This window comes from Rhodococcus sp. UYP9, assembly GCF_040547235.1.
In the GTDB taxonomy this organism is placed as follows: Bacteria; Actinomycetota; Actinomycetes; order Mycobacteriales; family Mycobacteriaceae; genus Rhodococcoides.
The window spans coordinates 211891-237548 of record NZ_JBEPPH010000001.1 but is presented as its reverse complement, the minus strand read 5'-3'; the positions used below and the strand labels follow the sequence as shown (position 1 = coordinate 237548).

Below are 25658 nucleotides of genomic sequence, written 5' to 3'. Positions count from 1 at the left end.
TGGCACCCTTCCCGATCGAACATCAGCCCATCATGATCAATTGTGTCCACTACTGCGGACACCCAGCAGAACGTCCTCCCACGAGGGCATTGCGGGCTTGCCCTTCTTGTCCTTCTTCGGCGTAGGAGGCTCGTGCCGCTTCGTCTCGGCTACAGCGGGCACCGGGGGCTCGGCGACCTCTGGTGGAGTGCTCTCCGGTAGAGCGATCTCCGGCGCGGGGTTCTCTGGTGCGGCGGTCTCGATCTCACTGTCCGCGGTGGTGCCGTAGTACTCGTCGAAGGATTCCTCGGATGTCTCTTCTTCGATTGCGAGCGATCGCACCGGAGCCAGTCCTCGCAGCTGCCGCCCGAAGTCCGGGTCGATCAGCTCCGCTGCCGCATCGTCGAGTGCGGTGATGGTGCCACCGTGGCCGTCGGGAAGGTACTGCCAATGCGCCTTGTTGGTCGTTCGGCCCGCCTGCCACTTCAGCTGAGCTACCCACTTGTTGTCCTCGTCGCGCCACGCGTCCCACGTTGCTTCGCCGAGATGGTGGCCGCGAGCGCGGAACGCAAGCGCGACGATCTCGGCCAAGGTCTGGACGGCAGGCCCGTCGTGACGGAGAGGGTGGCCGGCTTGCGCCATGCTGGATGCCTGGGACCGTTCGAGAAGTACCGGATGGGCGAAGACCTCGACCCGGCTCAATGCCATTCCCGATTCGTTTGCAACCTGTTCGACGGTGGCCCCGCCGCGGATACGAGCCTGGATCTCCCTGGGCCTGAGCACACTGTCCATTTGGATCTCAATCTGTCCTAGTCGAGCGATGTCGCCGCGGGAGGCCGCGCGGAGCTTGTCGTCGGCTGGAAGCCGGAATTTGTCGCCGGTAGTTGGATCTGCGCAAATGACGTGCTGACCGTCGGGTTCGAGACCAACCACACGTAGATCTCGCACCTTGACCTCCTCATCGCGCCGACTCGCGATATCGTCCTGCTCGACAGTAATCCAATCGTGATCGACGGTGTGTCTCCGACACGCGTCCGGCATCACCGATGCTCGTGACTCATGAGCGTAGTCATTGCCGTGTCCTGCTGTGGTGGTTCGGTGCTGGCAGCGTCAAAGGTGTTGGCGTCCTTGGCTATCGAGTCCGCTCGGATGTAGTAGGCACCGAGCGTGAACCCGATGGCCAGCGCAGCGATGTGTCCGAATGCCGTAAAGGTCGGGTCAGAGATCGCAGCGACCGCCACGAGTGCTGTCCATCCCACCGCCCAGGCAATTCGCCATGAGCGGTAGAGATATCGAATCAACGACCCGGCAACCGCAGCAGCGGCATAGCTGACTCCGACGTCGATCGCCATGGCGAGGGAATCGGCGAGCCAGTTCGCGTGGATGCCGACGAACAGTCCGATCGCCACCAGCGCCGTCGCGCCGATGTGTCCGAGTAGGAACGTCCAGAGAAATCGCTTCGACCCGGACACCCATTCGGCCACGGCGAACAGGGCGACAACCGAGGCAAGCCACAACCAGTTCACTTCACCGTCGGTCAAGAACACGCTGGCGACGAGAGTGGCGATATGGCCGTCGGAAAGATTGTGCAGATTGGTGCTCGCCTCGCGGAGTACGTGCCACTGGGCGTGGGGGCGGAGCTGGGACAGAAATATCGACGATGCGATGGCAAGCGCGAGATACGTGATGGTGACACGCAGCCTGAACAGAGGCGCCGAAACGCGCATCGGGCGCTCCCTCCGAGGTCGTTGCGCTTGCGAACGTATCCGCAAGTGTAAGCCTCTTCGGCAGCGCCCGAGCTGTGCGCGTTCTGCTAACTCAGTGTGGAAACGACCCAATCGATGCTCTTGGTCAGTGCCGTGACGTCGTCCGGTTCGATGGCCGGGAACATCCCGACGCGCAACTGGTTCCGTCCGAGCTTGCGGTAAGGCTCGGTGTCGACGACGCCGTTGGCGCGAAGAACCTTGGCTACGTGAGCAGCGTCGACCTTCTCGTCGAAGTCGATGGTGCCCACGACCTGGCTGCGGTGTGCCGGGTTCGACACGAACGGAGTAGCGAAGTCGCTCTTCTCCGCCCAGTCGTACAGGCGCGAAGAGGAGTCCGCTGTGCGCTTGGTCGCCCAGTCCAGACCACCCTGGCTGTTGATCCACTCGATCTGATTGGCGAACATCAGGAGCGTCGCCACTGCCGGGGTGTTGTAAGTCTGATCCTTGCTGCTGTTGTCGATCGCGATCGGCAACGACAGGAAGTCCGGAACCCAACGGCCCGAAGTCTGGATCTCACCGACGCGCTCGAGTGCAGCCGGGCTCATCAACGCAACCCACAGGCCACCGTCGGCAGCGAAGCACTTCTGCGGAGCGAAGTAGTAGACATCGGAGTCGGCAACGTTGACCGGCAGACCGCCCGCACCCGACGTCGCATCGATCGCGATGAGTGCGTTCTCGGAACCGGCAGGCCGGCTCACCGGGATCGCGACGCCTGTCGACGTCTCGTTGTGCGCCCAACCGATCAGGTCGACCGACGGATCCGAGGTGGGCTCGGGAGCACTGCCTGGTTCTGCCTTGACGACGATCGGATCGCCGATGAACGGGTTGTTCTTGGCGACCGAGGCGAACTTCGAGCTGAATTCGCCGTTGGTGAGGTGCAGGGACTTCTCGCGGATGAGTCCGAAGGCCGCGGCATCCCAGAATGCGGTGGTGCCACCGTTGCCGAGAACGACCTCGTAGCCGTCGGGCAGCGTGAACAGGTCCCGCAGGCCACTGCGCACCCGCGCGACGACGTCCTTGACGGGTTTCTGGCGGTGGCTGGTGCCGAAGACGGATGCGCCGACGTCGACCAAGGACTGCAGCTGCTCAGGGCGAACCTTGGAGGGTCCGCAACCGAACCGTCCGTCGGCGGGCAGGAGTTCGGTGGGAATGATCGGCAATTCGGCCATTGAGTAGCGCATCCTAGCGTCGTGGGGATATGGCACCTACAGGGTAGTCGGACCCGTACTCAGGCGATCTGGCCCCACCCGTCGACGGATTCGGGGGTGCGGGGCGCAGGCCCGGTGTAGATGGCCGCCGGGCGTACGAGCTTTCCGAGTCGCTTCTGTTCCATGATGTGCGCGCACCAGCCGGCGGTGCGGCCACAGGTGAACATCGCAGGCATCATGTGCGGGGGAACCTCGGCAAAATCGAGGATCACCGCGGCCCAGAACTCGACGTTGGTTTCGATTGCGCGGTCGGGGCGACGCTCACGCAGTTCGGTGAGCGCGGCCTGCTCGAGCGCAGCAGCGGCCTCGTAGCGGGGTGCACCGAGTCGCTTTGCGGTTGCACGCAGCACCCGGGCGCGGGGATCCTCGGCGCGGTAGACACGGTGCCCGAAGCCCATGAGCTTTTCTTTGCGGTCGAGGATTCCCTTGACGAGTCCGCGGGGGTCGTCGGTCTTTTCGACCTCTTCGATCATCGGCAGCACTCGGGCCGGTGCGCCACCGTGCAACGGGCCGGACATGGCGCCGATCGCTCCGGACAGCGCCGCGGCGACGTCGGCTCCGGTGGAGGCGATGACTCTCGCGGTGAATGTCGAAGCATTCATACCGTGCTCGGCCGCGGAGACCCAGTAGGCGTCGATGGCCTCGGTGTGTGCCGGGTCCGGGTCACCCTTCCATCGAGTCATGAAGCGGGCGGTGACGGTTTCGCACTGATCGATCCGCTTCTGCGGCACAGCAGGCTGGTGGATTCCGCGAGCGGACTGTGCGACGTAGGACAGTGCCATCACGGACGCGCGGGCGAGCTGGTCGCGGGCGGTGGCGTCGTCGATGTCCAGTAGCGGCTCGTAGCCCCAGATCGGTGCGAGCATCGCAAGACCTGCCTGGACGTCGACGCGGACGTCACCGGTGTGGACCGGGAGCGGAAACGGCTCGGCGGGCGGCAACCCGGAGCCGAATTTTCCGTCGACGAGCAGCGCCCACACGTTGCCGAACGTCACACGCTTGGATACGAGGTCTTCGATGTCGACGCCGCGATAACGCAGTGCGCCGCCGTCTTTGTCCGGTTCGGCGATGTCGGTGGTGAAGGCGACGACGCCCTCGAGGCCACTGACGAAATCTTCGGGGACCTGTTGAACAGCCATTGCCTGGACTCTCCTCGTAACGGTAATGCCCGGCTCCAGCCGTAGTGCCCGGTCCGGGCCGCGTCCGGGCGATCTCTTCAGGGAGAACTTTAGCCGGTCGTACTCGGGAGTAGCGTCTGGGTTCGTGCCGAACCAAAAATCACACCTTGCCGATTTGCGTGTCGACTACGGCACGGACACCGACCTCGACGTCGGCCGACTGCGCAGCGGTTGGCTGCCGGTGGCACAGGAGTGGTTGGCCGAGGCCATCGAGGCCGACATCCCCGAACCGAACGCACTGGTCCTCGCCACCGTCGATGCCGCGGGACATCCGTCCACGCGCACGGTCCTGTGTAAGGGCCTCGACGTGGACGGCGTCGTTTTCTACACCAATTACGACTCCGACAAGGGCCGCCAACTCGCCCACACGCCTTATGCGTCCGTGACGTTCCCGTGGATCGGTATCGGGCGTCAGCTGACCATTCGCGGCGCGGTCGAGCGGGTGTCCGCCGAGGACACTGCCGAGTACTTCGCATCACGGCCGCGGGGATCCCAGCTGGGTGCATGGGCATCACAACAATCGCGCCCGGTGAGTTCGAGGGCAGAACTCGAGCAGGCGCTCGAGGATGTGGACCGAAAATTCGACGGCCAGGTGGTGCCCGTTCCTCCGCACTGGGGTGGGTTTCGGGTCCTGCCCGACACCGTCGAGTTCTGGCAGGGGCGAACAAACCGTCTGCACAACCGAATTCGGTTCACGGTCGCGACGTCGGGAGTCGAGCGACTACAGCCGTGACCTGCCTTCATTCGCTATAGAGTCCCCCGAGAGGTCTCCCAGCGTGGACAATGACACCCATGCCTGACGAACGAAGCGCCAGCGAGACCTACCGGTTGGTCAGTGGGAAGTACCGAGCCGAGATCGTCTCCACGGGTGCAGGCCTGCGCATGCTCGAGTTCGACGGCTCGCCGCTGACCGAGACGTATGCAGCGGGGAAGAAACCGCCACTGTCGGCCGGGCTGGTCCTCGCGCCCTGGCCCAACCGAGTCGCCGACGGCAGATTCACCTTCGGTGGCACCGAGCATCAGCTCGAGATCGCCGAACCCATCCGTAACAACGCCAGTCACGGATTTGTGCGACGCGTCGAGTGGTCCGTCGTCGATCGGGAGGATGCCCGGGTCGTGCAGACGGTGGACATCGGTGAGCGGAAGGGGTGGCCGTATCCGTTGACGCTGACCGTGGCGCACGAGCTGACACCCGACGGATTGGTCGTGACGGCCACCGCAGAGAACGTCGGAAGTACCGCTGCACCGTTCGGTATGGGTTTTCACATTTTCGTTCGAGTCGGGGATGTTCCGCTGGACGAATGCACCCTCGAGTTCTCGGCGGGCACCAGATTGCAGCTCGATCCGAAGCGCATGCTGCCCAACGGACCTTCCGTCGAGACTGCGGGCACGGAATACGACTTTCGAACGCCGAAGTCGTTGAAGGGCGTCTGGCTGGACACTCCCTTCAGCGCCGAACTGCCCGACGTCGACGGCCATGCGCAGCACATTCTTCGGGCACCGGACGGGACCGCGACGGTGCTGTGGACCGACCGTGAATTCGATTGGGTGCAGGTCTTCACGGCCGACCCTGCGCACGATCAGGCATATCCGGATCGGGGTCGGGCGTTGGCGATCGAGCCGATGACATGTCCGCCCGACGCGTTGAACTCCGAGATCGATCTACTGGTTCTGCAACCGGGACAGTCCTGGTCCGGCACGTGGGGAATGGGGCACCGGTCAGCGTGACGATTCTTGTCTGCGGCGAAGCGCTCGTCGACCTCGTGCCGGTGCACGAGGGCCCGTTGTTGTCGCCGAAGCTCGGCGGGGGACCGTTCAATGTCGCGGTGACTCTCGGTCGGCTCGGTTCCTCGGTCGCCTTTCTGTCACGGGTGTCGACGGATCCGTTCGGTGAGCAGATCCTCGGGAGCCTGCGCGATGCCGGTGTCGACACGTCCTGGGTGCAGCGAGGTGCGGAACCCACGACGTTGGCGATGACGACACTCGCCGACGATGGGAGCGCGCAGTACTCGTTCTATGCCGACGGCACTGCCGACCGTCTCGTGGCGGATCCTGGCCAACTCCCGGACGACATCACCGCACTGTCTTTCGGCACGTTGTCGCTGCTGTACGAGCCAGGGGCTTCGGTGTACGCGGCATTGCTTCATCGGGCGCATGCCGCCGGGAAATTGACGATGCTCGACCCGAACATCAGGCCTGCGGCCATCGACAGTCCGAGCGGGGACATCACCGCCGATGGTTTCCGGGCGAGATTCAAGACGTGGTTGCCCGCGGTCGACATACTGAAGGTCTCGGAAGACGATTCCCACTGGCTGGGATCGGGCTCGGAGGGTACTTCGGTCGACGACTGGCTCGCGAGCGGCGTGACCGCAGTGGTGATGACTCGCGGCGGCGACGGCGTATCGGTGTTCACCGCGAGTGGCGAAATAAGCGTCCCCGGGGTACCGGTGGATGTCGTCGACACCATCGGCGCAGGTGACACCATCCACGGCGCACTACTCCACTTCTTGGAAGAGGAGAACATTCTCACATCTGGCGCACTGAGTGAGATGATCAAGGAAGAGTGGCAGCGAGCACTGAGATTCGCCGCACGGGCCGCAGCCATCACGGTTTCGCGTCCAGGTGCGGACCCTCCGTGGGCGTCCGAGGCGCCGAGAGACTAGTTTCTCTATCGACTGAAGATTGTGTCCGATCTAAGTACATGTCCGTTACCAGAGTTCGAGAGGGACCATTCGTGCCCGCTGAGAATGAAGCAAAAGCCACCCTCACCTATCCCGGTGGCGAACACGTCATGTCCATTGCCAAGGCAAGTGATGGCAATGACGGTATCGAACTGGGAAAGTTGCTGGCTGACACCGGTTACACGACGCTCGACGGTGGTTTCGTCAACACTGCGTCGACGAAGTCGGCCATCACCTACATCGATGGTGACAAGGGAATCCTGCGTTATCGCGGGTACCCGATCGAACAGCTTGCCGGTAAGTCTTCGTTCATCGAGGTCAGCTACCTGCTGATCTACGGCGAGCTGCCCACGGATGATCAGCTCGAGACCTTCACCGACAAGATCCGGCGACACACGCTGCTGCACGAGGACCTCAAGCGGTTCTTCGACGGTTTCCCGCGCAACGCGCACCCCATGCCGGTGTTGTCGAGTGCCGTCAACGCACTGTCGGCGTACTACCAGGATTCGCTGGATCCCGACGACCCCGAGCAGGTGGAGTTGTCGACCATCCGCTTGCTGGCCAAGCTGCCGACCATCGCGGCGTACGCCTACAAGAAGTCCGTCGGCCAGCCGTTCCTGTACCCGGACAACTCGAAGAGCCTCGTGGAGAACTTCCTGCGTATGACGTTCGGCTTCCCAGCCGAGCCGTACGAGGTCGATCCCGAAATCGTCAAGGCACTCGACATGCTTCTCATCCTGCACGCCGATCACGAGCAGAACTGTTCGACGTCGACGGTTCGTCTCGTCGGTTCCTCGGATGCAAACCTGTTCACGTCCATCTCCGGTGGCATCAACGCACTGTGGGGCCCGCTGCACGGCGGCGCCAACCAGGCAGTCCTCGAGATGCTCGACAAGATCAAGGCCGAGGGCGGTGACGCAACCGACTTCGTCAATCGCGTCAAGAACAAGGAAGACGGCGTGAAGCTCATGGGCTTCGGGCATCGCGTCTACAAGAGCTTCGATCCGCGCGCGACGCTGGTCAAGGAAACTGCGCACACGATCCTCTCGAAGCTGGGCAACGGTGACGAACTCCTCGACATCGCGCTCAAGTTGGAAGAGACCGCGTTGACCGACGATTACTTCGTCGAGCGCAAGCTCTACCCGAACGTGGACTTCTACACCGGACTGATCTACCGCGCGATGGGCTTCCCGCCGCGCATGTTCACGGTGTTGTTCGCCATGGGCCGGCTCCCCGGCTGGATTGCGCACTGGCGCGAGATGCACGAGGACCCGACCACCAAGATCGGGCGTCCGCGTCAGATCTACACCGGTTACACCGAGCGGGACTACAAGGATCTCGGTGCCCGCTAGTTCGTGAAGCCTTCGCGAAAGCCGCCGCCTCCGAAAGGAGTCGGCGGCTTTCGTCGTATCCGTCGAGGGTAAGAGCCGAGGGCTAGAACTGCCGACGATTCGCCAGCACCGGCAGCTTCGCGCGGATCGGTGCTACGAGCGCGGCATCGATATCGACGGTGAGTAGGCCAGGCGTGGCGTCGAGTTCACCGAGAATTTCCCCGGTCGGGGAGCTGACGACGCTGTGGCCGACGCCCAGTGGGGCCGTGCCCCCGGCGTTGTCGGGTTCGGCTTGATCACAGGCCGCGACGAAGGCCGTGGAGTCGAGCGCCCGTGCTCGTGCCAGCAGTGACCACTGTTCGACCTTGCCGGGACCGGAGCCCCAGGATGCAGGCACGACGATCAGTTCCGCACCCAGATCCCCGAGCCGCTGGAACAATGATGGGAACCGCAGATCGTAACAAGTGGCAAACCCGACGGTGACGTCGTCGATCGTGAGAACGAGTGGATCCGACCCAGGTGCGACGGTGTCGGATTCGGCGAAACCGAAGGCGTCGAACAGGTGGATCTTGTCGTAGTGCGCCTCGGTGGTGGGGCCGGTGATCAGCAGGGTGTTGCCGACTCTGCCGTTGTCGGCCGGGGTGAACATCCCTGCCACGACGGTGATACCGATCCGCTGCGCGATCTCGCGGACCGCGTCGGCCCACGGACCGTCGAGGGGTTCGGCGACGCCTCGAATCGGACCCGAGAAGCATCGCATCATCGCCTCGGGGAACACGACGAGTGATGATCCGGCAGCGGCTGCGGCACGGGTGTGTGTCTCGATGATCTTCAGGTTGTCGGCCGGTTCGGTACCGCTGGTGACTTGCGCGAGGCTGATCCGGATCGTTCTGCTCATCTTCGATCTCCTGATTGACGTTTCTCGAGTGCTGTCAGCAATGGTATGCAATCGCGTTGTTGGCTCAGCGTTATCCGACGCCGATTCGCTGACCTGCGAAAATGGACCAATTCTCATACCTGCTCCGATCCGCTGACCTGCACAACGTAAAGTCGAGCGAATGACGAAACCAGTGATCGAGTTTCAGGCTGGACCTCCCCCCACCGATCTGGTCGTGGTGGACCTGGTCGAAGGTGACGGTGCCGAGGCTGTTGCAGGCGGCGATGTGGAAGTTCACTACATCGGCGTCGAGTTCGACTCCGGTGAAGAGTTCGACTCCTCGTGGAGTCGTGGGGAGTCGATCCAGTTCCCGCTGCGCGGCCTGATCCAGGGCTGGCAGGACGGAATCCCCGGCATGAAGGTCGGCGGCCGACGTCAGCTGACCATCCCACCCGAGCTCGCATACGGTCCCGCAGGCGCAGGTCACCGCCTCTCCGGCAAGACCCTCGTGTTCGTGATCGACCTGCTCGACGTCAAATAGGCCTTTCGGGTCCGTCGACGTTCACGCCAGGGTCTGGTCTTCGAGCTCGAGAACCAACCTGGCGCCGCCCAGAGGGCTGTCGGTGAAGTAAGCGCGGCCACCGTGCAGCTCGGCCTGCTGCTCGACGAGCGCCAGGCCGAGTCCGGAACCACCCTTGGCTGCGGAGGCGCCGCGGTAGAAGCGTTCGAAGACCGCACTCCGCTCCTCTTCCGGCAGGCCCGTTCCGTTGTCGTCGACGATGACGGTGACGCGGGTGCCGTCCCGTTCGATCGTGACGGTCACCGCGTCGGCGCCGCCGTGGCGAACTGCGTTGGTCAGTGCATTGCCCATCGCCAGCCGAAGTCCGGTGGGTAGAGCGCGCATCGACACCGACGGTTCGGACTCGATGTGCACCGCCAATCCCGGATGCTGCCGCATGGCGTCTTGGGCGGCGATATCGCAGATCTCCACCACATCGGTTTGGACGCGGTCGCTGTCGCTGGACAACTCGCCAGAGGCCAGTCGTTCGAGCGCAGCGAGTGTAGTTTCCACTCGCCCCTGGGTGCGCTCGAGGTCGTTCAGAATCTCCTGTCGCTGAGCAGGTCCGAGATCGAGCGTGCTGAGTACCTCGATATCGGTGCGCATTGCTGTCAGCGGAGTGCGTAACTCGTGAGCGGAGACTGCGGCGAAGTCTCGGGCAGTGGACAGTGCGGCGTTGGTGCGGTCCTGGGCGTCGTTGACGCGTTGGAGCATTCCGCCGATGGCGACGGCGAGTTCGTCGGCTTCGCGTACCCCGGTCTTCGTGTCCGGTGGCATCGGCGGCTGGGCGCTGACCTGGCGGGTCAGCTCGACCAGCGGTCGGACTGCGCGTCCGCCGAACAGCCAGCCGAGTCCGGTCGAGACGGCGATCGCGCCGAGGCCCACGAAGATGACCTGCTTCTGCTGCTCGTCGGTGACCTGCTGTGCTTCGATGGCCGGCACTCCGATAGCTATCGAAATATCAGCCAGGGACACAGTTTTGGTGGTGTAGACCCGAAATCGCTGACCGTTCACATCGACGGTGGCCGAGCCTTCTCCTAGATCGGGAAGCTGAATGGGTGTCGAGGCACGGACGGTATCGCCGGTTCGGATCGTCACCGCGAATGCCGCGGACAGTTGATCGAGGAATGTCTCGAGCACAGCAGCATTGGGAACGAGCGCCTGCGATGCCGTCGTCAACCGCTCGTCGAGCTGATTGACGTTGTTGCGTGAGATCGCAACAGAGGTCACCACCGCGAGAGCTGCGACGACGAGAGTGGCGCCCAGCGCTGTTGCCGCGGCGACGCGCGCTCGCAACGAGAACCTCATGACGGCACCCGAAGAACGAACCCGACGCCGCGGACCGTGTGCAGCACCCTGGGCGCGCCCCCGACTTCAAGCTTGCGACGCAGGTATCCGACGAAGACGTCGACCACATTGGTGTCGGCTACGAAGTCGTAGCCCCATACGAGTTCGAGCAACCGCTCGCGCGTGAGCACGACGCCCTTGTTGCGAGCAAGGATGGCCAGCAACTCGAATTCCCTTTTGGTGAGGTCGAGTTCGCGGCCGTTGCTGTGCGCGCGGTAGCCGGGCAGATCGACGGACAGTGCACCGATCGAGATCTCCGACGTCGATGCCGGGGCGGGTGGGGGCGCACTGGCTCGTCTCCGCAACATGGCGTTGATCCGGGCGACGAGTTCGGCAAGAACGAAAGGTTTGGTCAGATAGTCATCGGCGCCGGATTCGAGGCCGGAGATTCGATCGTCGACCGACGCGCGCGCGCTCAGCACGCAGATCGGCACATCGTTACCCATCGCACGCAAGGCCTTCACGACACTCGCGCCGTCGAGAATCGGCATGTTGATGTCCAGGACGACGACGTCCGGCGACCGGTTCGAGACCACGGTCAGAGCCGCTGCGCCGTCGGCGGCGGTGATCACCGTGAATCCGGAGAGCTGAAGTCCTCGTTGGAGCGAGGACAGGACGTCGTCGTCGTCGTCGACTACTAGCACTGTCGCAGATTCGGGCACTGCACCATTGTGCCTAGGCTGCCCAGCTGTCGACGGTCGACTGGCGTTCTTCGGGCGTTTTCGCGAAGAACTCCTCGAGCGCGCTTCGGCGCCTGAGGTCGGTGTCGAGCGACCATGCCACCGCGGGCGCCTGCGCATACAGGGCCTGGTAGTACTTCTCGAAGGTGCAAGTGCTGTTGACCAAGGACTGTGCGCCGGGGAATTTCGGTGTAGTTCTCATGTAAGAGTTCCTCTCCTGGGGTGTTTCCCAAGGTAGGAGTCATTCTTACGGCCACTGTGAATGTCGAATGGGAGTTCTATGAGAATCGTTCGCCGAGGTCTGTGACGTCGACTACATCGCCTACGTGGGTTCGGTCGCCTCCCGCCTTCTTGGCTGTGTACATCGCCTCGTCCGCCGCGCACATGAGCCGATTCAACAACTGTGTCGGGTCGGTTACGAGTCTGCTCGGCACCGGCGCCGACAGTGATATCCCGACGCTCGCGGTCACCGCTGGTTGCGAGCTGGTCCGCACGACCATCCGAAGAAGCTCGGCCCGGCGAGACAACTCCACCGATCGGCCCGCGACTCGACGTTCCATCACCACGAACTCCTCGCCGCCTACGCGGGCAACCGAGGCGTTTGGAACAGCGTCGCTCAGAGCCCTCGACACAGCCACCAACACGGCGTCGCCGGTTTGGTGGCCGTGCGTGTCGTTCACTGATTTGAACCCGTCCAAGTCGAGAAGATAGACGACGAAGATCGTGCAGCCCTCCGATCCCGGCCGTCGGATCTCGCGGTGAAGACCGCGTCGATTGAGCGTGCCGGTCAACGAATCGCATTCGGAGGCCTCGGCGTCGACGGTCAGGATGCCCATCAACAACAGAGTCATGATCGGCACCGTGCTGATCACGGCCAGGACGGTGGTGGCGATCGCGATCACTTGGATGAGCGCAGTGCCGTCGGTGATCTCTCGGACCGCGATGATCGTCACGACTGCAACGGCCGAGGTCATGGCAAGTGCGAAGACGCGGGAACCGTGAAAGAACACGACATAACCGAGGATGGCTGCGTACGAAGAGCAGGCCATCAACCCGAGAAGTGGACCAGGCATCGTGAGCGCTGCCGCACCCAGAAAGATGCAGCTGGTAGTGACGAAGCACAGAGACAGCCGAACATCGAGCCAGGGCTGGGACCGCCAGAGCAGCACTGCCCATCCGGTGTCGACGGCGATGACGACGATTGCCATCGCCAATAGATGCGGTTCGCTGGACGCACTTTCCCCCAACCGGAACAGTAGGGGTTGCATGCCGAGGACCAGCAACGTGAGAACCACCGCGACCCGAGTGCTTCGCATGAGGCCGCGGTCGACGAGGTAGTCGGTGAACATGTCGTATCGGTGAGCCGTTTTCCAGATCCGAACCGATTCTGCGCGTGCCCGTGCGATCGGGGTGGCAGGGGTGCGTCTCACTGGCATGAAGATCGAAAGTCCATTCTCACCCAACGAACCAGGCGGTCGGTTACTCGAAGATACTTCCACTATCCAGGATTGTGCGGAGTGGGGATGGGTAAGACTGAACTCATGACACTCGTGTGGTTCCGCCGTGATCTTCGACTGGGCGACCTGCCGACCATCACGGCCGCGGCGGAGTCGGGCGATCCGGTTCTCGGGCTCTTCGTCTTGGACGATCGGTTGTTGAAAGCCTCCGGCGGGCCTCGTCGCGACTTTCTGTTCCGCAGCCTGGCAGCTCTCGACGAACAGATGGGCGGCCGACTGCTCGTCGTCCACGGCGAACCCGAGACCGTGGTACCGAAAGTCGCCCGGGCGATCGACGCCGAGAGCGTCCATGTCAGTGCCGACTACGGTCCCTACGGACGTGAGCGGGACGAACGCGTCGGGAAGCAGGTGTCCTTGGTGGCGACGGGATCGCCGTATGCAGTGGCACCGGGGCGGGTTCTCAAGAGCGACGGCGAGCCGTACAAGGTCTTCACTCCCTATTTTCGACAATGGCTGGACCATGGCTGGCGCGGACCTGCCGATACCTCGGCATCGTCGCTCGACTGGATCGACCCCGCCGACGTGTCCTTCCTGCCACGAGTGCAGATCCCCACCGAAGAGGACGGCTCGGACTTCGCTGCCGGCGAGAAGGCCGCGTCGACCCAGTGGAGTGAGTTCCTCGAGCGAGTGACGGGATACGACGACGATCGCAACCGTCCAGATCTCGATGCAACGAGCCGAATGTCGGTCTACCTCAAGTACGGCAACATCCACCCGCGGACCATGTTGAAAGATCTGGGCGCACTACGCAGTGAGGGCTCGGCCGCCTATCGACGGCAGATCGCCTGGCGAGATTTTTACGCGGACATACTGTTTCAGCGACCTGACAGTGCGCGTGAGAATTATGTGAAGAAGTTCGACAAGATCGAACTCGACTCCGGAAAGCATGCGGACGAGGTGTTCGCGGCGTGGTGCGAGGGACGTACCGGATTTCCGATCGTCGACGCCGGTATGCGGCAGTTGAATTCCGAGAAGTGGATGCACAATCGCGTACGGATGATCGTCGCGTCGTTCCTCGTCAAGGACCTCCATCTTCCGTGGTGGCGAGGCGCACGCTACTTCATGAACACATTGGTCGACGGCGATCTTGCCAGCAATCAGCACGGGTGGCAGTGGACCGCGGGATCGGGCACCGATGCCTCGCCGTACTTTCGGGTGTTCAACCCGATCACTCAAGGCGAGAAGTTCGATCCGACCGGAGACTACGTGCGGCGTTGGGTACCCGAACTGCGCGGGGAGGAGGGGAAAGCCGTGCACACCTTGAAGTTCGGACGCCCAGCGGCTTACCCGGAACCGATCGTCGATCACAAGCATGAACGTGAGGTGGCCATCGCGCGGTTCAAGGTGCTCTAGCGTCGGAGGTGCCCTAGAGTTCGGGGGGCTCTAACGTCGACGCGAGACACCGACCCCGACGAGGCAGATCGCTCCACCCACCACTGCGAGATAGTGCGGAATCTCGCCGAGCAGAAGCCACGCCAACGTGATGGTGATCGGTGGTACCGCGTACGTGGTGACTCCGAGACGGCCGGCATCCATGCGTGTCAGCGCATACGCCCAGGTGCTGAAGGCCAATGCAGTCGGTACCAACCCGAGATAGAGCAGGCCACCGACAGCGGCTCCCGACGCATCGGTGAGGTCGCCGATCAGAGCAGGCGCGAAGGGGAGTGTGCACAGAGTTCCGATCGCGCATGCCATCCACGTCACCTGGAGGCCAGGCACGGAACGTAGTACCGGCTTCTGGCTCAATACACCGATCGCATACGTCACTGCGGACACCAGACACAATGCGATGCCGAAGAATCCGGCGTCGGTCTTCGTCGTATCACTCGTGGTGAGAGCCGTCGTGACCCCGACCATGACGGCACCGGCGAACGCAATGGCCGCACCGATGACGAGCCATCGGGGAAAGCCCTCGCCGAGGAGCAGGCCCGCGAACAGTGCGACCAGAATCGGGCCGATCTGAATGAGCATCGACGTGGTCCCGGCATCGACGCGCTGCTCGGCCGCGTTGAGTGCGACGTTGTAGATCGCGAACCAGAACACCCCGACGCTGAGGATCTGCAGCCACTGAGTTCGGTTCGGCCGGACCCACTTGCCCTGCAGCAGCAGAATCGACCCCAACACCGTGCTCCCGATCAGCAACCGCCCCAGCGCGAGTGGCCCGGCGCCGAACGAGGTCCCGACGCCGCGGATCGCCACGAACGCCGACGCCCATGCCACCACCGTGGTGATCACGGCAGCGACGGCGAGCCAGTCTGCTTTCGGTGAGGTACCGAGCTTGCTCATGACGAGGACGCTACTGTGCCCGAGCCGATCTCGACGCGCGGCTTTTCGCCATCAGTGTCGGAGGAGCTTCTCCAGCGCATCGAGTACCGCCGGATCCTCGATGGTCGAAGGAATGCCGTACTCGTCCCCGGCGACGATCTGACGCATCGTCTTACGCAGTATCTTTCCCGACCGTGTCTTCGGGAGCGCGCCGACGATGGTGACGTCGCGGAAGGTCGCGAGCGCCCCGATCTGCTCCCGCACCATGGCCACCAGTTCGGCGCGGAGTTGATCCTCGGTGATCTGCTCGCCTGCCTTGAGGACTACGTAACCGCTCGGGCGTTGGCCTTTGAGGTCATCGTGAATACCGATGACCGCGCACTCGGCGACAGCCGGATGGCCTGCGAGCACCGCCTCCATCGATCCTGTCGACAACCGATGTCCGGCCACGTTGATGACGTCGTCACTGCGGCCGAGCACGTATACGTACCCGTCGGAATCGATGTACCCGGAGTCGCCGGTGAGGTAGTACCCCGGAAACGTTTCGAGATACGAACGGCGGAAACGTGATTCGTCGTTCCACAACCCGACCAGGGTGCCCGGTGGCAACGGCAGTTCGATGACGATATTGCCTTCCTCGCCCGCCGAGACGGGGTTGCCGACGGCGTCGAGAATACCGACACGAAAGCCGGGCACCGGCACTGTCGGCGAACCCGACTTGATCGGAAGTGGTTCCAAGCCGAGCAGATTGGCGCAAATCGGCCACCCGGTCTCGGTCTGCCACCAATGGTCCACGACCGGAATGTTCAGGATGCGGCAGGCCCATTCGTAGGTGTCCGGGTCGAGCCGCTCACCCGCAACGAACAACATCTTCAGCGAAGAGACGTCGTACTTGCTCAGCTCCGCTGCCTGCGGGTCCACCTTGCGAATCGCGCGCAGCGCAGTGGGCGCAGTGAAGAGCGCCCGAACACCATGGTCGGCTACGACGCGCCAGAAAGCCCCGGCATCCGGCGTCCCGACGGGTTTGCCCTCGTACAGAACTGTCGTCGCGCCGGCGAAGAGTGGACCGTAGACGATGTAGGAGTGTCCGACGACCCAGCCCACATCGGAGGCCGTCCACATGACCTGGCCTGCCCCGACGTCGTAGATGTTGCTCATCGACCACGTCAAGGCGACGGCGTGCCCACCGTTGTCGCGGACGACGCCCTTCGGTTTCCCGGTGGTGCCGGAGGTGTAGAGGATGTAGAGCGGATCGGTCGCCTGCACCGGGATCGGATCGGCGGCGGTGGCGCCGGCGATCTCGGTGTCCCAGTCGAGCCAGCTGTGTTCGGTCGGAATCCCGTCGCGAGCTTTGACGATGACCTTTGGCGTTGCGGCCGTGGACATTTCGAGTGCCTTGGCGATGAGGGGGAGGTATTCGATGACGCGGGCCGGTTCGAAGCCGCCGCTCGCCGTCACCAGCAGTGTGGGCTCCGCGTCGTCGATGCGTGCGGCAAGCTCTTTGGCGGCGAACCCGCCGAAGACAACCGAGTGCACGGCGCCGATTCGTGCGCAGGCCAGCATCGCGACCACGGCCTCGGGGATCATCGGCATGTAGATCACGACACGATCGCCGACCCGTACGCCGTGCGCGAGTAGGACGCCCGCGAACCGTGACACTTCGCCCAGTAGCTCGGCGTAACTGTAGGTGCGCTGCACGCCGATCATCGCGGAGTCGTAGATCAGCGCGGCCCGGTCGCCGTGACCTGCGTGGACGTGGCGGTCGAGCGCGTTGTAGCAGGTGTTGAGGGTGCCGTCGGCGAACCATCGCTCACCGTCGAACGCCGTCGTCGGGGCGCTGTCCCAGTCGACTCCCTGCGCGGCGTCGAGCCAGAATTCCTCGCGTCGGTCGATGCTGTTGTCGAATGCTGTCCGGTATTCGCCGCTCATGTGGCAACCCTAGTTGGGCGTCGGTTGCATGTGGGTACTTCTCCGGTGGCCGCCGGAAATTGCACAGTATCGGCGCGGATCGCCGGAATCCCGTCGAATCGGGCCGATAGTGTGCACTGAGGCACCCGAAAATATGCACTGAGGCACCCGAATCTGTGGATGGACAGCAGTTATCCACAGTTTCGAGTTCGCCTCTACTGCGAAGCGGTCCTGTCGGCAACGGTGTACGCCATGGGGGTTCGTACGACTCTGCGATCGGCACGCACATCCCCTGGCGCAGGGTCGCCGAATTCTGCGAGACCGCAGGTGGGATGAACGGTACGACTGCGCTGCGAGAACAGCTTCGACGGTGCTGCCCGGGTACTCGTTCGGAACCTGAGCGGAGCGTGGCCAGGGCATTGACCGCGCGCAATTTTCGCATGGAAATCAATGCGAGAGTCGGCCGGTTCTACGGTGACCTTGTCGACTTCCGCGCTCGCGTCATCGTGGATATCGATGGGCGCACGTTTCACATCGATCCGGCGACATTCACCAGCGATCGTCGACGCCAGAACATTTTGGTACTAGACGGGTGGCTGGTGCTGCGATATTCGGGGGCGACGGTGATGTCGGATCTCGACGGTGTGGTCGAGGAGATCATGACGGTCGTGCGGAGGAGACGAAAGTCGATCAACTCTCCGCCGCCGACCTGAATGCACACTATCGGCGCGGATCGCCCGAATCCCGTCGAAATGGGTCGATAGTGTGCACACAGCAGCGCCAATTCGCCCCCGACCGTCAGGGCGGCGTCGTAGTCGGTGCCGCCGACGTTAGATTTCCGTCAAGTACCTTGAGCGGGCCGCCGGGTGAGGAAAGACTGAAGGACGTGACCCTCTACGAGCTTCTTCCTTCGCTTTCCGGTGCATCACGTCCCCGATTCGACCCGACCATGTGGCCGGTGGCGACGCGTTACCACCTTGGTCGCTTGACGTTCGACGGGATGGCTGCCGAGGATGTCGCCGATTGCTTGGGCACGCCTGCGGTGTTCGACGGTGTTCTGGTGACGCGGGTGCGCTCGGTCATCGCAGGCATCGTCCGGATCGACGGCACGATCGATGACGTGGTCGACGCCGAGATTGCCGGTAGGCATTCGGTGGCAGGGCGTGAGTTCTTCGCCATCGGCGACACCAAGATCGAACTACCGTCCGACGTCCGAGCAGGTGACGTTCTAGCGCTGGTCCTCAAGGCCTAAGGTTCGATAGCGGCTCAGCCGAGTGGTCAGCCGCGCGTCCGGATCCTGGTGACTCAGGCCTTGCAGTTCGCGCGCGATGGCCCCGGCGACGCGTAGCGAGAAGTCGACTGGTTCTGCGGCTGCGTCGGGACTCTCGGGGACGATGGCGTCGACGATTCCCGCACGGAGGAGATCGACGGATCGGATGCCCTGGGACTCGGCCATGTCGGCGGCATGACTGGTGTCGCGATGCACGATGGCACTTGCACCTTCCGGCGGCAGTGGCGCGAGCCAGGCGTTCTCCGCGCACAGTGTGCGGTCCGCGGGTAGCAATGCCAGGGCGCCGCCGCCGGTGCCTTGCCCCAGAAGTACCGACACCGTGGGCGTGTCGAGGGTGACGAGATCGGATATGCAGCGGGCGATCTCGGGCGCGAGGCCACCTTCCTCCGCCTCTTTCGACAGCGCTGCACCGAACGTGTCGATCACCAGAACCAGCGGAATCGAGAGTTCTTCGGCGAGCCGCATGCCGCGTCGGGCTTCGCGGAGCGCACCCGGGCCCATCGTGGCGGTGACGCTGTGGCTGCTGCGATCGTTGCCGAAGACTACACACGCGATTCCTCGAAAGCGGCAGAGCGACAACAGAATCGTGGCATCGGATTCGCCTTGGCCGGTTCCGCTCAGTGGGACCTGTTCGGTGGCTGCATGTTCCAGCAATTCGCGAACTCCGGGGCGGTCGGGTCGGCGGGAGGAGATCACCGATTGCCACGCCGTGCGCTCTTCGATATCCGCGACCAGGGGCGCAGGTTCGAGTGTGAGCGCCGGTGCGGCATCACCTCCGACGACGCGCAGGATCCGCACGAGCAGGTGGCGCAGACTCGCCACCGGCACCACGCCGTCGATGACGCCGTGTCGATACAGGTTCTCGGCCGTCTGGACGCCCTCGGGAAACGGCTTGTCGTAGAGCGCCTGGTAGACACGTGGTCCGAGAAATCCGATGAGCGCTTCGGGTTCGGCGACCGTCACGTGCGCCAACGAACCCCACGATGCGAATACTCCACCCGTCGTCGGGTTTCGCAGATAGACCAGATACGGCAATCCCGCCTGCTTGTGCATCGTGACGGCGGCTGCGATCTTGACCATCTGCACGAAGGCGAGGGTGCCCTCCTGCATCCGGGTTCCGCCGGACGTCGGCGACGCGATCAGCGGCAGCTTTTCGGCGGTGGCACGTTCGATTGCAACGACGATTCGTTCGGCAGCTGCCACACCGATAGACCCTGCCAAGAAGCCGAACTCGCACGCGATGACCGCTACCCGACGGCCGTCGACCGTGCCGGAGCCGGTCAGCACCGATTCGTCGACGCCGGTCTTCTCTCTGGCTGCCTCGAGGTCGGCTGCGTAGGCGGGGCCGGGGGAGACGTCGAGGGGGGTGGTGTCCCAGGAGACGAACGATCCGCCGTCGAGAACTGCATCGAGTATCTCGGCGGCGGATGTTCGTGGGCTCATGGTGGGAAGCTTAGCGAGCGAACGCTTCCTTCCACGTGACGGTCTTGCCGATGCGCAGGATGGACCGCTGGTAGATCTTTGCAGCGACGACGGCGAGGGCCGCGGTGGTCGCGAGCATGATCAGGGCGGTTCCGACAATCTGGTAGACCGGCGCGACTCCGGCGGCGATGCGTAGCGGCATCATGACCGCGGAGAACGGTGGGATCCAACTGAGCACACTGCTCAGGGTGCTCTCCGGGTCGCCGACGGAGTAGAAGGCGGAGAAGAACATTGCCATGATCAGCAGCAGTAGAGGCATCGTCGTGGAGTTGACGTCTTCCTGCCGCGAGACCATCGACCCGCCCGCGGCGTAGAGCACCGCGAAGAAGGCGAAGCCGAGGATGAACCAGCCGAGGGTACCGGCGAACACGCTGATCGCGGCGCCGGTGACGGTCAGAACTCCGGTGGCGAGGCCGGTGCCGACGCCCGCGACTCCGTACATGGCGAGTTGAAGGATTCCGACGGCACCGATGCCGATTATCTTGCCCCACAGCAGTTGTAGTGGACGCACGGTCGACAGGAGCAGTTCGACGACACGCGAGGACTTCTCCTCGACGACGCCCATCGCGACGTACATGCCGAAGCCGATGATCTGCGCGTAGAGGATGAACACTGCGGACAGTGCCAGTGCAGTGCGTTGTCCCGCTTCGGGATCTGGCGGATCGATGGCGTCGACGGTGACGGTCGCCGCGGTGGTGGCAGCAGCCAACGCGGCGCGATCGGCACCCTGTGCGTCGAGAGCGGTGTCGGTCGCGTGCGTCTGGACGCTGCTTTCGATGATGGCCCGCAGTGTTCCGGTCAGTTCGGAATCGGTGATCGCGGTGTAGGCCCCTGCATTCTCGGGCACGAGTGCCACGGCAACCTCGCCCGATTCGACGTCACTGCGCGCGGCAGCGGCGTCGGAGAGTTCGCGGATCTCGACTGGATTGCCGACGGCATCCCCGGTGGCCTGCAGTACCGACGCTATCGACTGATCGCCGACGACGCCGATGACGTCCCGGTCGTCGTCACCGCCGGAGAAGATGGAGAAGGCGATGATGCCGCCGACGATGGCGGCGAGGATGATGATGTTGCTGATGACGAAGCTCTTCTTCATCACCTGTACCGCGAATTCGCGCTTGGCGATCAAACGTATCGCCCGGGTGGAGGTCAGTTTTTCGCTCATGCCACTACCGCCTCTCGAAACAGATCACTCAGCGATGGTTTGTGGACGGAGAATTCGTGTACGGGGCCGGTGGCCAGTGCGGCATGCAGGACGTCCTGATCGGAGGCGCCCTGCTTCAGGCTGAGCACGAAGTGTCCGTCGCGCTGACTCAGGGTGGTGACTCCGGCAATGCTGTCGGCCCATCCTGGAGTGGCTGCAGGTGCATGCACCTGCAGCTGTGCGTCGCCGGATCCGCGGAGTTCGTCGACGGTTCCGACTGCCCGCATCGAGCCGGCGGCGATGATGCCGACCCGATCGCACAGTCGCTGTACCAGGTCGAGCTGATGGCTCGAGAAGATGACGGGCACTCCTGCAGCGGCTTTCTCGCGTAACACCTCGCTCATGACGTCGACGGCTACTGGATCCAGTCCGGAGAACGGTTCGTCGAGAACGAGAACAGCGGGGTCGTGCACGAGGGCCGCAGCGAGCTGCACACGTTGTTGATTGCCAAGACTCAGTGCGTCGACGGTATCGCCGAGCCGCGAGGATATTCCGAGTCTCTCGGTCCAGCGCTGTACCGCATCCTTGGCAGCGGAAGACGAGAGGCCATGCAGCTCAGCGAGATACGCCAGCTGAGGGCCGACCTTCATCTTGGGATAGAGTCCACGTTCCTCGGGCATGTAGCCGATGGTGCGGCGTACTTCGAGGTCCACGGGCTTTCCGCCGAGCAGGACCTGTCCGGAGTCGGCGGACAGTACGCCGAGCGCGATGCGCATGGTGGTGGTTTTGCCTGCGCCGTTACTGCCCACGAAGCCGAACAGTTCGCCGGGGCGGACTTCGAAGCTCAGTGCGTCGAGGGCGATGGTGTCGCCGTAGCGTTTGGAGATGGAGTCGATCGTGAGGGTACTCATGGTCCCTTTCGGTCAGAGGTCTTCTGGATCGGGGTCGGGGGTTATCCACGCGAGAATCAAAGCGGGAGAGCAGATTCCGGCCAGCAATGCGGTCAGTGTCCAGAGGGCTCCCGCGTAGGCAAGGCGATCGTTCTCGATCCAGGTCGAGAGGAAGATCAGCGCGATGACCGACACCATCACCAGGCCCTGGGTCACCGTCAGCCCGATAGAGCGAGCTTCGTTGCGCTGCTGGACTTCCCACTCGTCGAGTGCGCCCGCCGGGGCGTCGCTGTGTCGTCCGGACACCGTTTGCAGCATCGTCCACAGCACGAGGAACGCCGCGGTGGCCGGCAACCAGGCGAGGGGAGCCCACTGCGAGAAAAGGGAAAGAATGGAAATCGCCAGGAGCGTGAAGAGAACGGCTACGACGGCAACCCCTAGGATGCGTCGACGCCGCTGGGTGCGCCACGTCGGGAGCCAGTGTCGTGTCTTGGCGTCGTTCTCGAGAAAGCGTCGGGTTCGAAATGCCTGGTAGCGGGTCAAAATATCCGCGGCGTCGGGTGTGGTCATGGGCTCTTCTCCCTTCGATACAACTCTGCGGAGAGCGGTCCGAACTCTTCTCGCGAGAACACTGCTTCCACTGGTAGGTGGAAGACATCGCAGATTCGCAATGCGAGATCGAGACTCGGGTAGTGGTCACCACGTTCGAGGGCGCCCACCGTCTGGGGGTTCACTTCGACGAGTTCGGCAAGTTGCGCGCGGCTCATCTTTCGTTCTGCCCGCAGAACTCCCACCCGGTTGTAGATCGGGAGCGTGTTGCCACGCTTTATGGGGCTCATGTATCAAAGTGTTGTATAAACCCAACGATTCGTCAACCCTACATTTCTGACAACTTCCCGTCGGACATCACCCAGCGTCGCGTACTGCGCACCGTGGAGAGCATCCGTCGATCATGCGTGACCAGCAGCAATGTTCCTTCGAAGTTCTCCATCGCCCGCTCGAGCTGCTCGATCGCCGGGAGGTCCAGATGGTTCGTCGGCTCGTCGAGTACCAGGAGATTGACTCCTCGCGCCTGCAACAGGGCGAGCGCGGCGCGAGTCCGCTCACCCGGAGACAAGGATCCTGCGGGCCTCAATGCGTCGTCTCCACGGAGACCGAATTTCGCCAACAGAGTGCGGACTTCGGCGTCGGGCCAATCGGGAACCGCGGCGCTGAGCGAGTCGGACACCGTCGCAACACCGGTGAAAAGCTCACGCGCCTGGTCGATTTCGCCGATCGCGACACCCGAACCCAATGATGCAGTGCCCTCGTCCGGCACCAACTTGCCCAGCAACACCGACAGCAACGTCGTCTTGCCCGACCCGTTCTCACCGGTGATGAGAATGCGATCACCCCACTCGATCTGCGTCGTCACCGGACCGAAAGTGAACGCCGGGCGAGTAACCACGGCGCCGCTCAGCACCGAAACGACGGTGCCGCTACGCGGAGCGCTCGCGATCTCCATCCGCAGTTCCCACTCCTTACGCGGTTCCTCGACGACTTCGAGCCGCTCGATTCTGCGCTGGGTCTGCCGAGCCTTCGCCGCCTGCTTCTCGGTCGATTCGGCACGAGTCTTCCGCGCGATCTTGTCGTTGTCGGGGGCTTTACGACGGGCGTTGCGAACCCCGGACTCCATCCAGTTGCGTTGCATCTGGGCGCGCGATTCCAACGAGGACTTGGTGTCGGCGAACTCGTCGTACTTCTCACGCGCATGCTGCCGAGCGATCTCACGCTCGGCCAGATACGACTGATAGCTGCCGTCGTAGACGTCGATTCGGTGCTGCGCTCGATCGAGCTCGACGATGCCGGTGACCGTGCGCTCGAGGAATTCACGATCGTGACTGACGACGACGATCGCCGCACGAGTGTCGACGACGAATCGCTCCAACTGTTCCAACCCGGCGAGGTCGAGATCGTTGGTCGGCTCGTCGAGCAGCAGGATGTCGTAACGCGCCAGCAGGATCGCAGCCAACCCGGCTCGGGCAGCCTGCCCACCGGAGAGTGAGGTCATCAAGACCTCTCCGCCGGTGTCGAGACCCAGCTCTGCCAGGACCTTCTCGGCGCGCTCGGCCAGATCGGCACCACCGAGTGCGAGCCACCGCTCCAGCGCCGGGGTGTACAGATCCTCGCCATCGCCGGATCCGAGTGCTTCCGCCGCAGCATTCATCGACTCCTCGGCCAGAGTGACACCCGTCCGGCGCCCGAGGAATTCGACAACCTTCTCACCTGGAACACGCTCGGGTTCCTGAGCGAGATAGCCGACAGTGGCATCGGGCGGAGAGGTGTAGATATCACCCTCGAAATCTGCTGTCTCGACGCCTGTCAACAGCGTCAACAAGGTGGACTTACCGGCCCCGTTGGCACCGACAAGTCCGATGACGTCCCCTTCCGTGACGGTGAGGAAAAGGCCGGAGAAAAGCGTTCGGTCGCCGTGGAAAGCCGCAAGATCGTCCACGCGCAAGGTTGCAGTCACACTGCAAGTATCTCTGGGTCGTTCCGCAGGCTCCACTCCCGGCATCTCTGGGTCGTTCCGCAGGCTCCACTCCCGTCATCTCTGGGTCGTTCCGCAGGCTCCACTCCCGGCATCTCAGATCCTCAGGAACAGATCCTCGGGAACAGACTCGTCCGGTCACCCGTTGGCATTCGTATGACCTTTTCTTCCGAAACCAGTACCGTCCCGACAATCGTGCTCAACGACGGGCATGCGATTCCGCAGCTCGGATTCGGTGTGTGGCAGGTTCCGGACGACGGTGCCCAAGCTGCAGTAGCCGAGGCGCTGAAGGTGGGCTACCGCAGCATCGACACCGCGAAGGTGTACGAGAACGAAACCGGCACCGGGAAGGCTGTCGCCGAGTCCGGCATCGCCCGCGACGAGCTGTTCATCACCACCAAGCTGTGGAACGACGACCAGGGATACGACTCGACGCTGAAGGCGTTCGACGCCAGTATGGCCAGGCTCGGGCTCGATTACCTGGACCTGTACCTCATCCATTGGCAGCAGCTCGATCGCAACAAGTACATCGAGACGTTCAAGGCATTCCAGGCGCTGAAGGCAGACGGCCGTATCGGCTCCATCGGCGTCTCCAACTTCACCATCCCGACGCTCGAGAGGTTGATCGAGGAGGTCGGGGAGACCCCGTCGGTGAATCAGGTCGAGGTTCATCCGCACTTCGTGCAGACCGAACTGCGCGCGTTCCATACCGAGAAGGGCATCGCTACCGAGGCGTGGAGCCCGCTGGGTTCCGGAACCGTCCTGGACGACCCGGCGCTCGCCCCGATCGCCGAAGCGCACGGGGTAACCCCAGCTCAGGTTGTACTTCGTTGGCACATCCAGCACGGCAACGTGGTGATCCCCAAGTCGGTGACTCCGAAGCGGATCGCGAGCAACTTCGACGTGTTCGGCTTCGAGCTGACCAACGACGAGGTTGCACAGATCAATGCACTCGACACCGTCGACGGGCGTACCGGCCCTGATCCGGACAAGTTCAGCAGCTAGTTCGCCACTAGGGTGGCCCC

Annotated in this window: 26 protein-coding genes; 9 read left to right on the top strand and 17 right to left on the bottom strand. The window is 63.4% G+C overall.

All coding sequences use genetic code 11. The features are described from left to right. Positions 1-36: 36 nt before the first annotated feature. From sepH to ABIB36_RS01185, 4 genes are all read right to left on the bottom strand, one after another. Entirely contained in the window at positions 37-927 is an 891-nt protein-coding gene (sepH, locus tag ABIB36_RS01200; RefSeq protein ID WP_084348048.1) for a septation protein SepH, read from the bottom strand. Between the two features lie 92 nt (positions 928-1019). Beyond that, complete coding sequence (locus ABIB36_RS01195; RefSeq protein ID WP_354558933.1) at positions 1020-1706, bottom strand: rhomboid-like protein; 687 nt, start codon at positions 1704-1706, stop codon at positions 1020-1022. An 86-nt stretch (positions 1707-1792) separates the two neighbouring features. Next, positions 1793-2914 carry a phosphoserine transaminase gene (gene serC, locus ABIB36_RS01190; protein ID WP_354558932.1) on the bottom strand — a complete coding sequence of 374 codons (1122 nt, stop codon included), beginning with the start codon at positions 2912-2914 and terminating at the stop codon, positions 1793-1795. Positions 2915-2973: 59 nt separating this feature from the next. Then, complete coding sequence (locus ABIB36_RS01185; protein ID WP_084347574.1) at positions 2974-4092, bottom strand: citrate synthase 2; 1119 nt, start codon at positions 4090-4092, stop codon at positions 2974-2976. 124 nt (positions 4093-4216) lie between these two features. On the opposite strand from ABIB36_RS01185, the gene pdxH reads away from it, so the two are divergent. The 4 genes from pdxH to ABIB36_RS01165 all read left to right on the top strand — a co-directional run bounded on the left by pdxH (position 4217) and on the right by ABIB36_RS01165 (position 8164). Beyond that, on the top strand, positions 4217-4864 hold the full coding sequence (gene pdxH, locus ABIB36_RS01180) for a pyridoxamine 5'-phosphate oxidase (protein WP_354558931.1): 648 nt from the start codon (positions 4217-4219) through the stop codon (positions 4862-4864). Positions 4865-4923: 59 nt separating this feature from the next. Beyond that, entirely contained in the window at positions 4924-5859 is a 936-nt protein-coding gene (locus tag ABIB36_RS01175; RefSeq protein WP_354558930.1) for an aldose 1-epimerase family protein, read from the top strand. Beyond that, positions 5856-6794, top strand: a complete 939-nt coding sequence (locus ABIB36_RS01170; protein ID WP_354558929.1) for a carbohydrate kinase family protein — start codon at positions 5856-5858, stop codon at positions 6792-6794. The genes ABIB36_RS01175 and ABIB36_RS01170 overlap by 4 nt, the downstream gene beginning before the upstream one ends. A 71-nt stretch (positions 6795-6865) precedes the next feature. Further along, positions 6866-8164: a citrate synthase gene (locus ABIB36_RS01165; RefSeq protein ID WP_084347580.1), complete on the top strand. Its 1299-nt coding sequence runs from the start codon at positions 6866-6868 to the stop codon at positions 8162-8164. Between the two features lie 82 nt (positions 8165-8246). Here the strand turns inward: ABIB36_RS01165 and ABIB36_RS01160 are convergent, their stop codons facing one another. Next, entirely contained in the window at positions 8247-9041 is a 795-nt protein-coding gene (locus tag ABIB36_RS01160; RefSeq protein WP_084347582.1) for a carbon-nitrogen hydrolase family protein, read from the bottom strand. 160 nt (positions 9042-9201) lie between these two features. Here ABIB36_RS01160 and ABIB36_RS01155 point away from each other — a divergent pair, with 160 nt between their 5' ends. Continuing rightward, a complete protein-coding gene (locus ABIB36_RS01155; protein ID WP_084347584.1) occupies positions 9202-9561 on the top strand; it encodes an FKBP-type peptidyl-prolyl cis-trans isomerase in 360 nt (119 codons plus the stop codon). A gap of 21 nt (positions 9562-9582) precedes the next feature. On the opposite strand, the gene ABIB36_RS01150 is transcribed toward ABIB36_RS01155, so the two are convergent. From ABIB36_RS01150 to ABIB36_RS01135, 4 genes are all read right to left on the bottom strand, one after another. Next, on the bottom strand, positions 9583-10887 hold the full coding sequence (locus ABIB36_RS01150; protein WP_084347586.1) for a sensor histidine kinase: 1305 nt from the start codon (positions 10885-10887) through the stop codon (positions 9583-9585). Continuing rightward, complete coding sequence (locus ABIB36_RS01145) at positions 10884-11588, bottom strand: response regulator transcription factor (RefSeq protein WP_084347588.1); 705 nt, start codon at positions 11586-11588, stop codon at positions 10884-10886. The genes ABIB36_RS01150 and ABIB36_RS01145 overlap by 4 nt, the downstream gene beginning before the upstream one ends. Before the next feature lie 13 nt (positions 11589-11601). Further along, positions 11602-11808 carry a hypothetical protein gene (locus tag ABIB36_RS01140; RefSeq protein ID WP_354558928.1) on the bottom strand — a complete coding sequence of 69 codons (207 nt, stop codon included), beginning with the start codon at positions 11806-11808 and terminating at the stop codon, positions 11602-11604. A gap of 76 nt (positions 11809-11884) precedes the next feature. Further along, on the bottom strand, positions 11885-13042 hold the full coding sequence (locus tag ABIB36_RS01135) for a GGDEF domain-containing protein (RefSeq protein WP_354558927.1): 1158 nt from the start codon (positions 13040-13042) through the stop codon (positions 11885-11887). A 105-nt stretch (positions 13043-13147) separates the two neighbouring features. Here ABIB36_RS01135 and ABIB36_RS01130 point away from each other — a divergent pair, with 105 nt between their 5' ends. Further along, positions 13148-14476 carry a cryptochrome/photolyase family protein gene (locus tag ABIB36_RS01130; RefSeq protein ID WP_354558926.1) on the top strand — a complete coding sequence of 443 codons (1329 nt, stop codon included), beginning with the start codon at positions 13148-13150 and terminating at the stop codon, positions 14474-14476. Between the two features lie 30 nt (positions 14477-14506). Here ABIB36_RS01130 and ABIB36_RS01125 read toward each other — a convergent pair whose 3' ends face one another. After that, a complete protein-coding gene (locus ABIB36_RS01125) occupies positions 14507-15409 on the bottom strand; it encodes a DMT family transporter (protein ID WP_084347594.1) in 903 nt (300 codons plus the stop codon). A gap of 51 nt (positions 15410-15460) precedes the next feature. Continuing rightward, positions 15461-17317, bottom strand: coding sequence for a propionyl-CoA synthetase (locus tag ABIB36_RS01120; protein WP_084347596.1), 1857 nt, complete (start codon positions 17315-17317; stop codon positions 15461-15463). A gap of 311 nt (positions 17318-17628) precedes the next feature. Here ABIB36_RS01120 and ABIB36_RS01115 point away from each other — a divergent pair, with 311 nt between their 5' ends. After that, a complete protein-coding gene (locus ABIB36_RS01115; RefSeq protein ID WP_354558925.1) occupies positions 17629-18009 on the top strand; it encodes an endonuclease domain-containing protein in 381 nt (126 codons plus the stop codon). 173 nt (positions 18010-18182) lie between these two features. Next, positions 18183-18548 carry a hypothetical protein gene (locus tag ABIB36_RS01110; protein ID WP_143542170.1) on the top strand — a complete coding sequence of 122 codons (366 nt, stop codon included), beginning with the start codon at positions 18183-18185 and terminating at the stop codon, positions 18546-18548. On the opposite strand, the gene ABIB36_RS01105 is transcribed toward ABIB36_RS01110, so the two are convergent. Genes ABIB36_RS01105 through ABIB36_RS01080 form a run of 6 tightly spaced genes read right to left on the bottom strand, consistent with a single transcriptional unit; the run spans position 18525 to position 24615 of the window. Then, complete coding sequence (locus tag ABIB36_RS01105; protein ID WP_084347601.1) at positions 18525-20030, bottom strand: carboxyl transferase domain-containing protein; 1506 nt, start codon at positions 20028-20030, stop codon at positions 18525-18527. The genes ABIB36_RS01110 and ABIB36_RS01105 overlap by 24 nt on opposite strands. Positions 20031-20040: 10 nt before the next feature. Continuing rightward, a complete protein-coding gene (locus ABIB36_RS01100; RefSeq protein ID WP_084347603.1) occupies positions 20041-21234 on the bottom strand; it encodes an ABC transporter permease in 1194 nt (397 codons plus the stop codon). Then, on the bottom strand, positions 21231-22124 hold the full coding sequence (locus tag ABIB36_RS01095) for an ABC transporter ATP-binding protein (RefSeq protein WP_354558924.1): 894 nt from the start codon (positions 22122-22124) through the stop codon (positions 21231-21233). The genes ABIB36_RS01100 and ABIB36_RS01095 overlap by 4 nt, the downstream gene beginning before the upstream one ends. A 12-nt stretch (positions 22125-22136) precedes the next feature. After that, complete coding sequence (locus ABIB36_RS01090; RefSeq protein ID WP_084347607.1) at positions 22137-22673, bottom strand: hypothetical protein; 537 nt, start codon at positions 22671-22673, stop codon at positions 22137-22139. Continuing rightward, a complete protein-coding gene (locus tag ABIB36_RS01085) occupies positions 22670-22942 on the bottom strand; it encodes a helix-turn-helix transcriptional regulator (protein WP_084347609.1) in 273 nt (90 codons plus the stop codon). The genes ABIB36_RS01090 and ABIB36_RS01085 overlap by 4 nt, the downstream gene beginning before the upstream one ends. 38 nt (positions 22943-22980) lie before the next feature. Further along, on the bottom strand, positions 22981-24615 hold the full coding sequence (locus ABIB36_RS01080) for an ABC-F family ATP-binding cassette domain-containing protein (RefSeq protein WP_354558923.1): 1635 nt from the start codon (positions 24613-24615) through the stop codon (positions 22981-22983). 174 nt (positions 24616-24789) lie between these two features. Between ABIB36_RS01080 and ABIB36_RS01075 the strand changes: the two genes are divergently transcribed. Continuing rightward, positions 24790-25638 carry an aldo/keto reductase gene (locus tag ABIB36_RS01075; protein WP_084347613.1) on the top strand — a complete coding sequence of 283 codons (849 nt, stop codon included), beginning with the start codon at positions 24790-24792 and terminating at the stop codon, positions 25636-25638. The last annotated feature ends 20 nt before the right edge of the window (positions 25639-25658 follow it).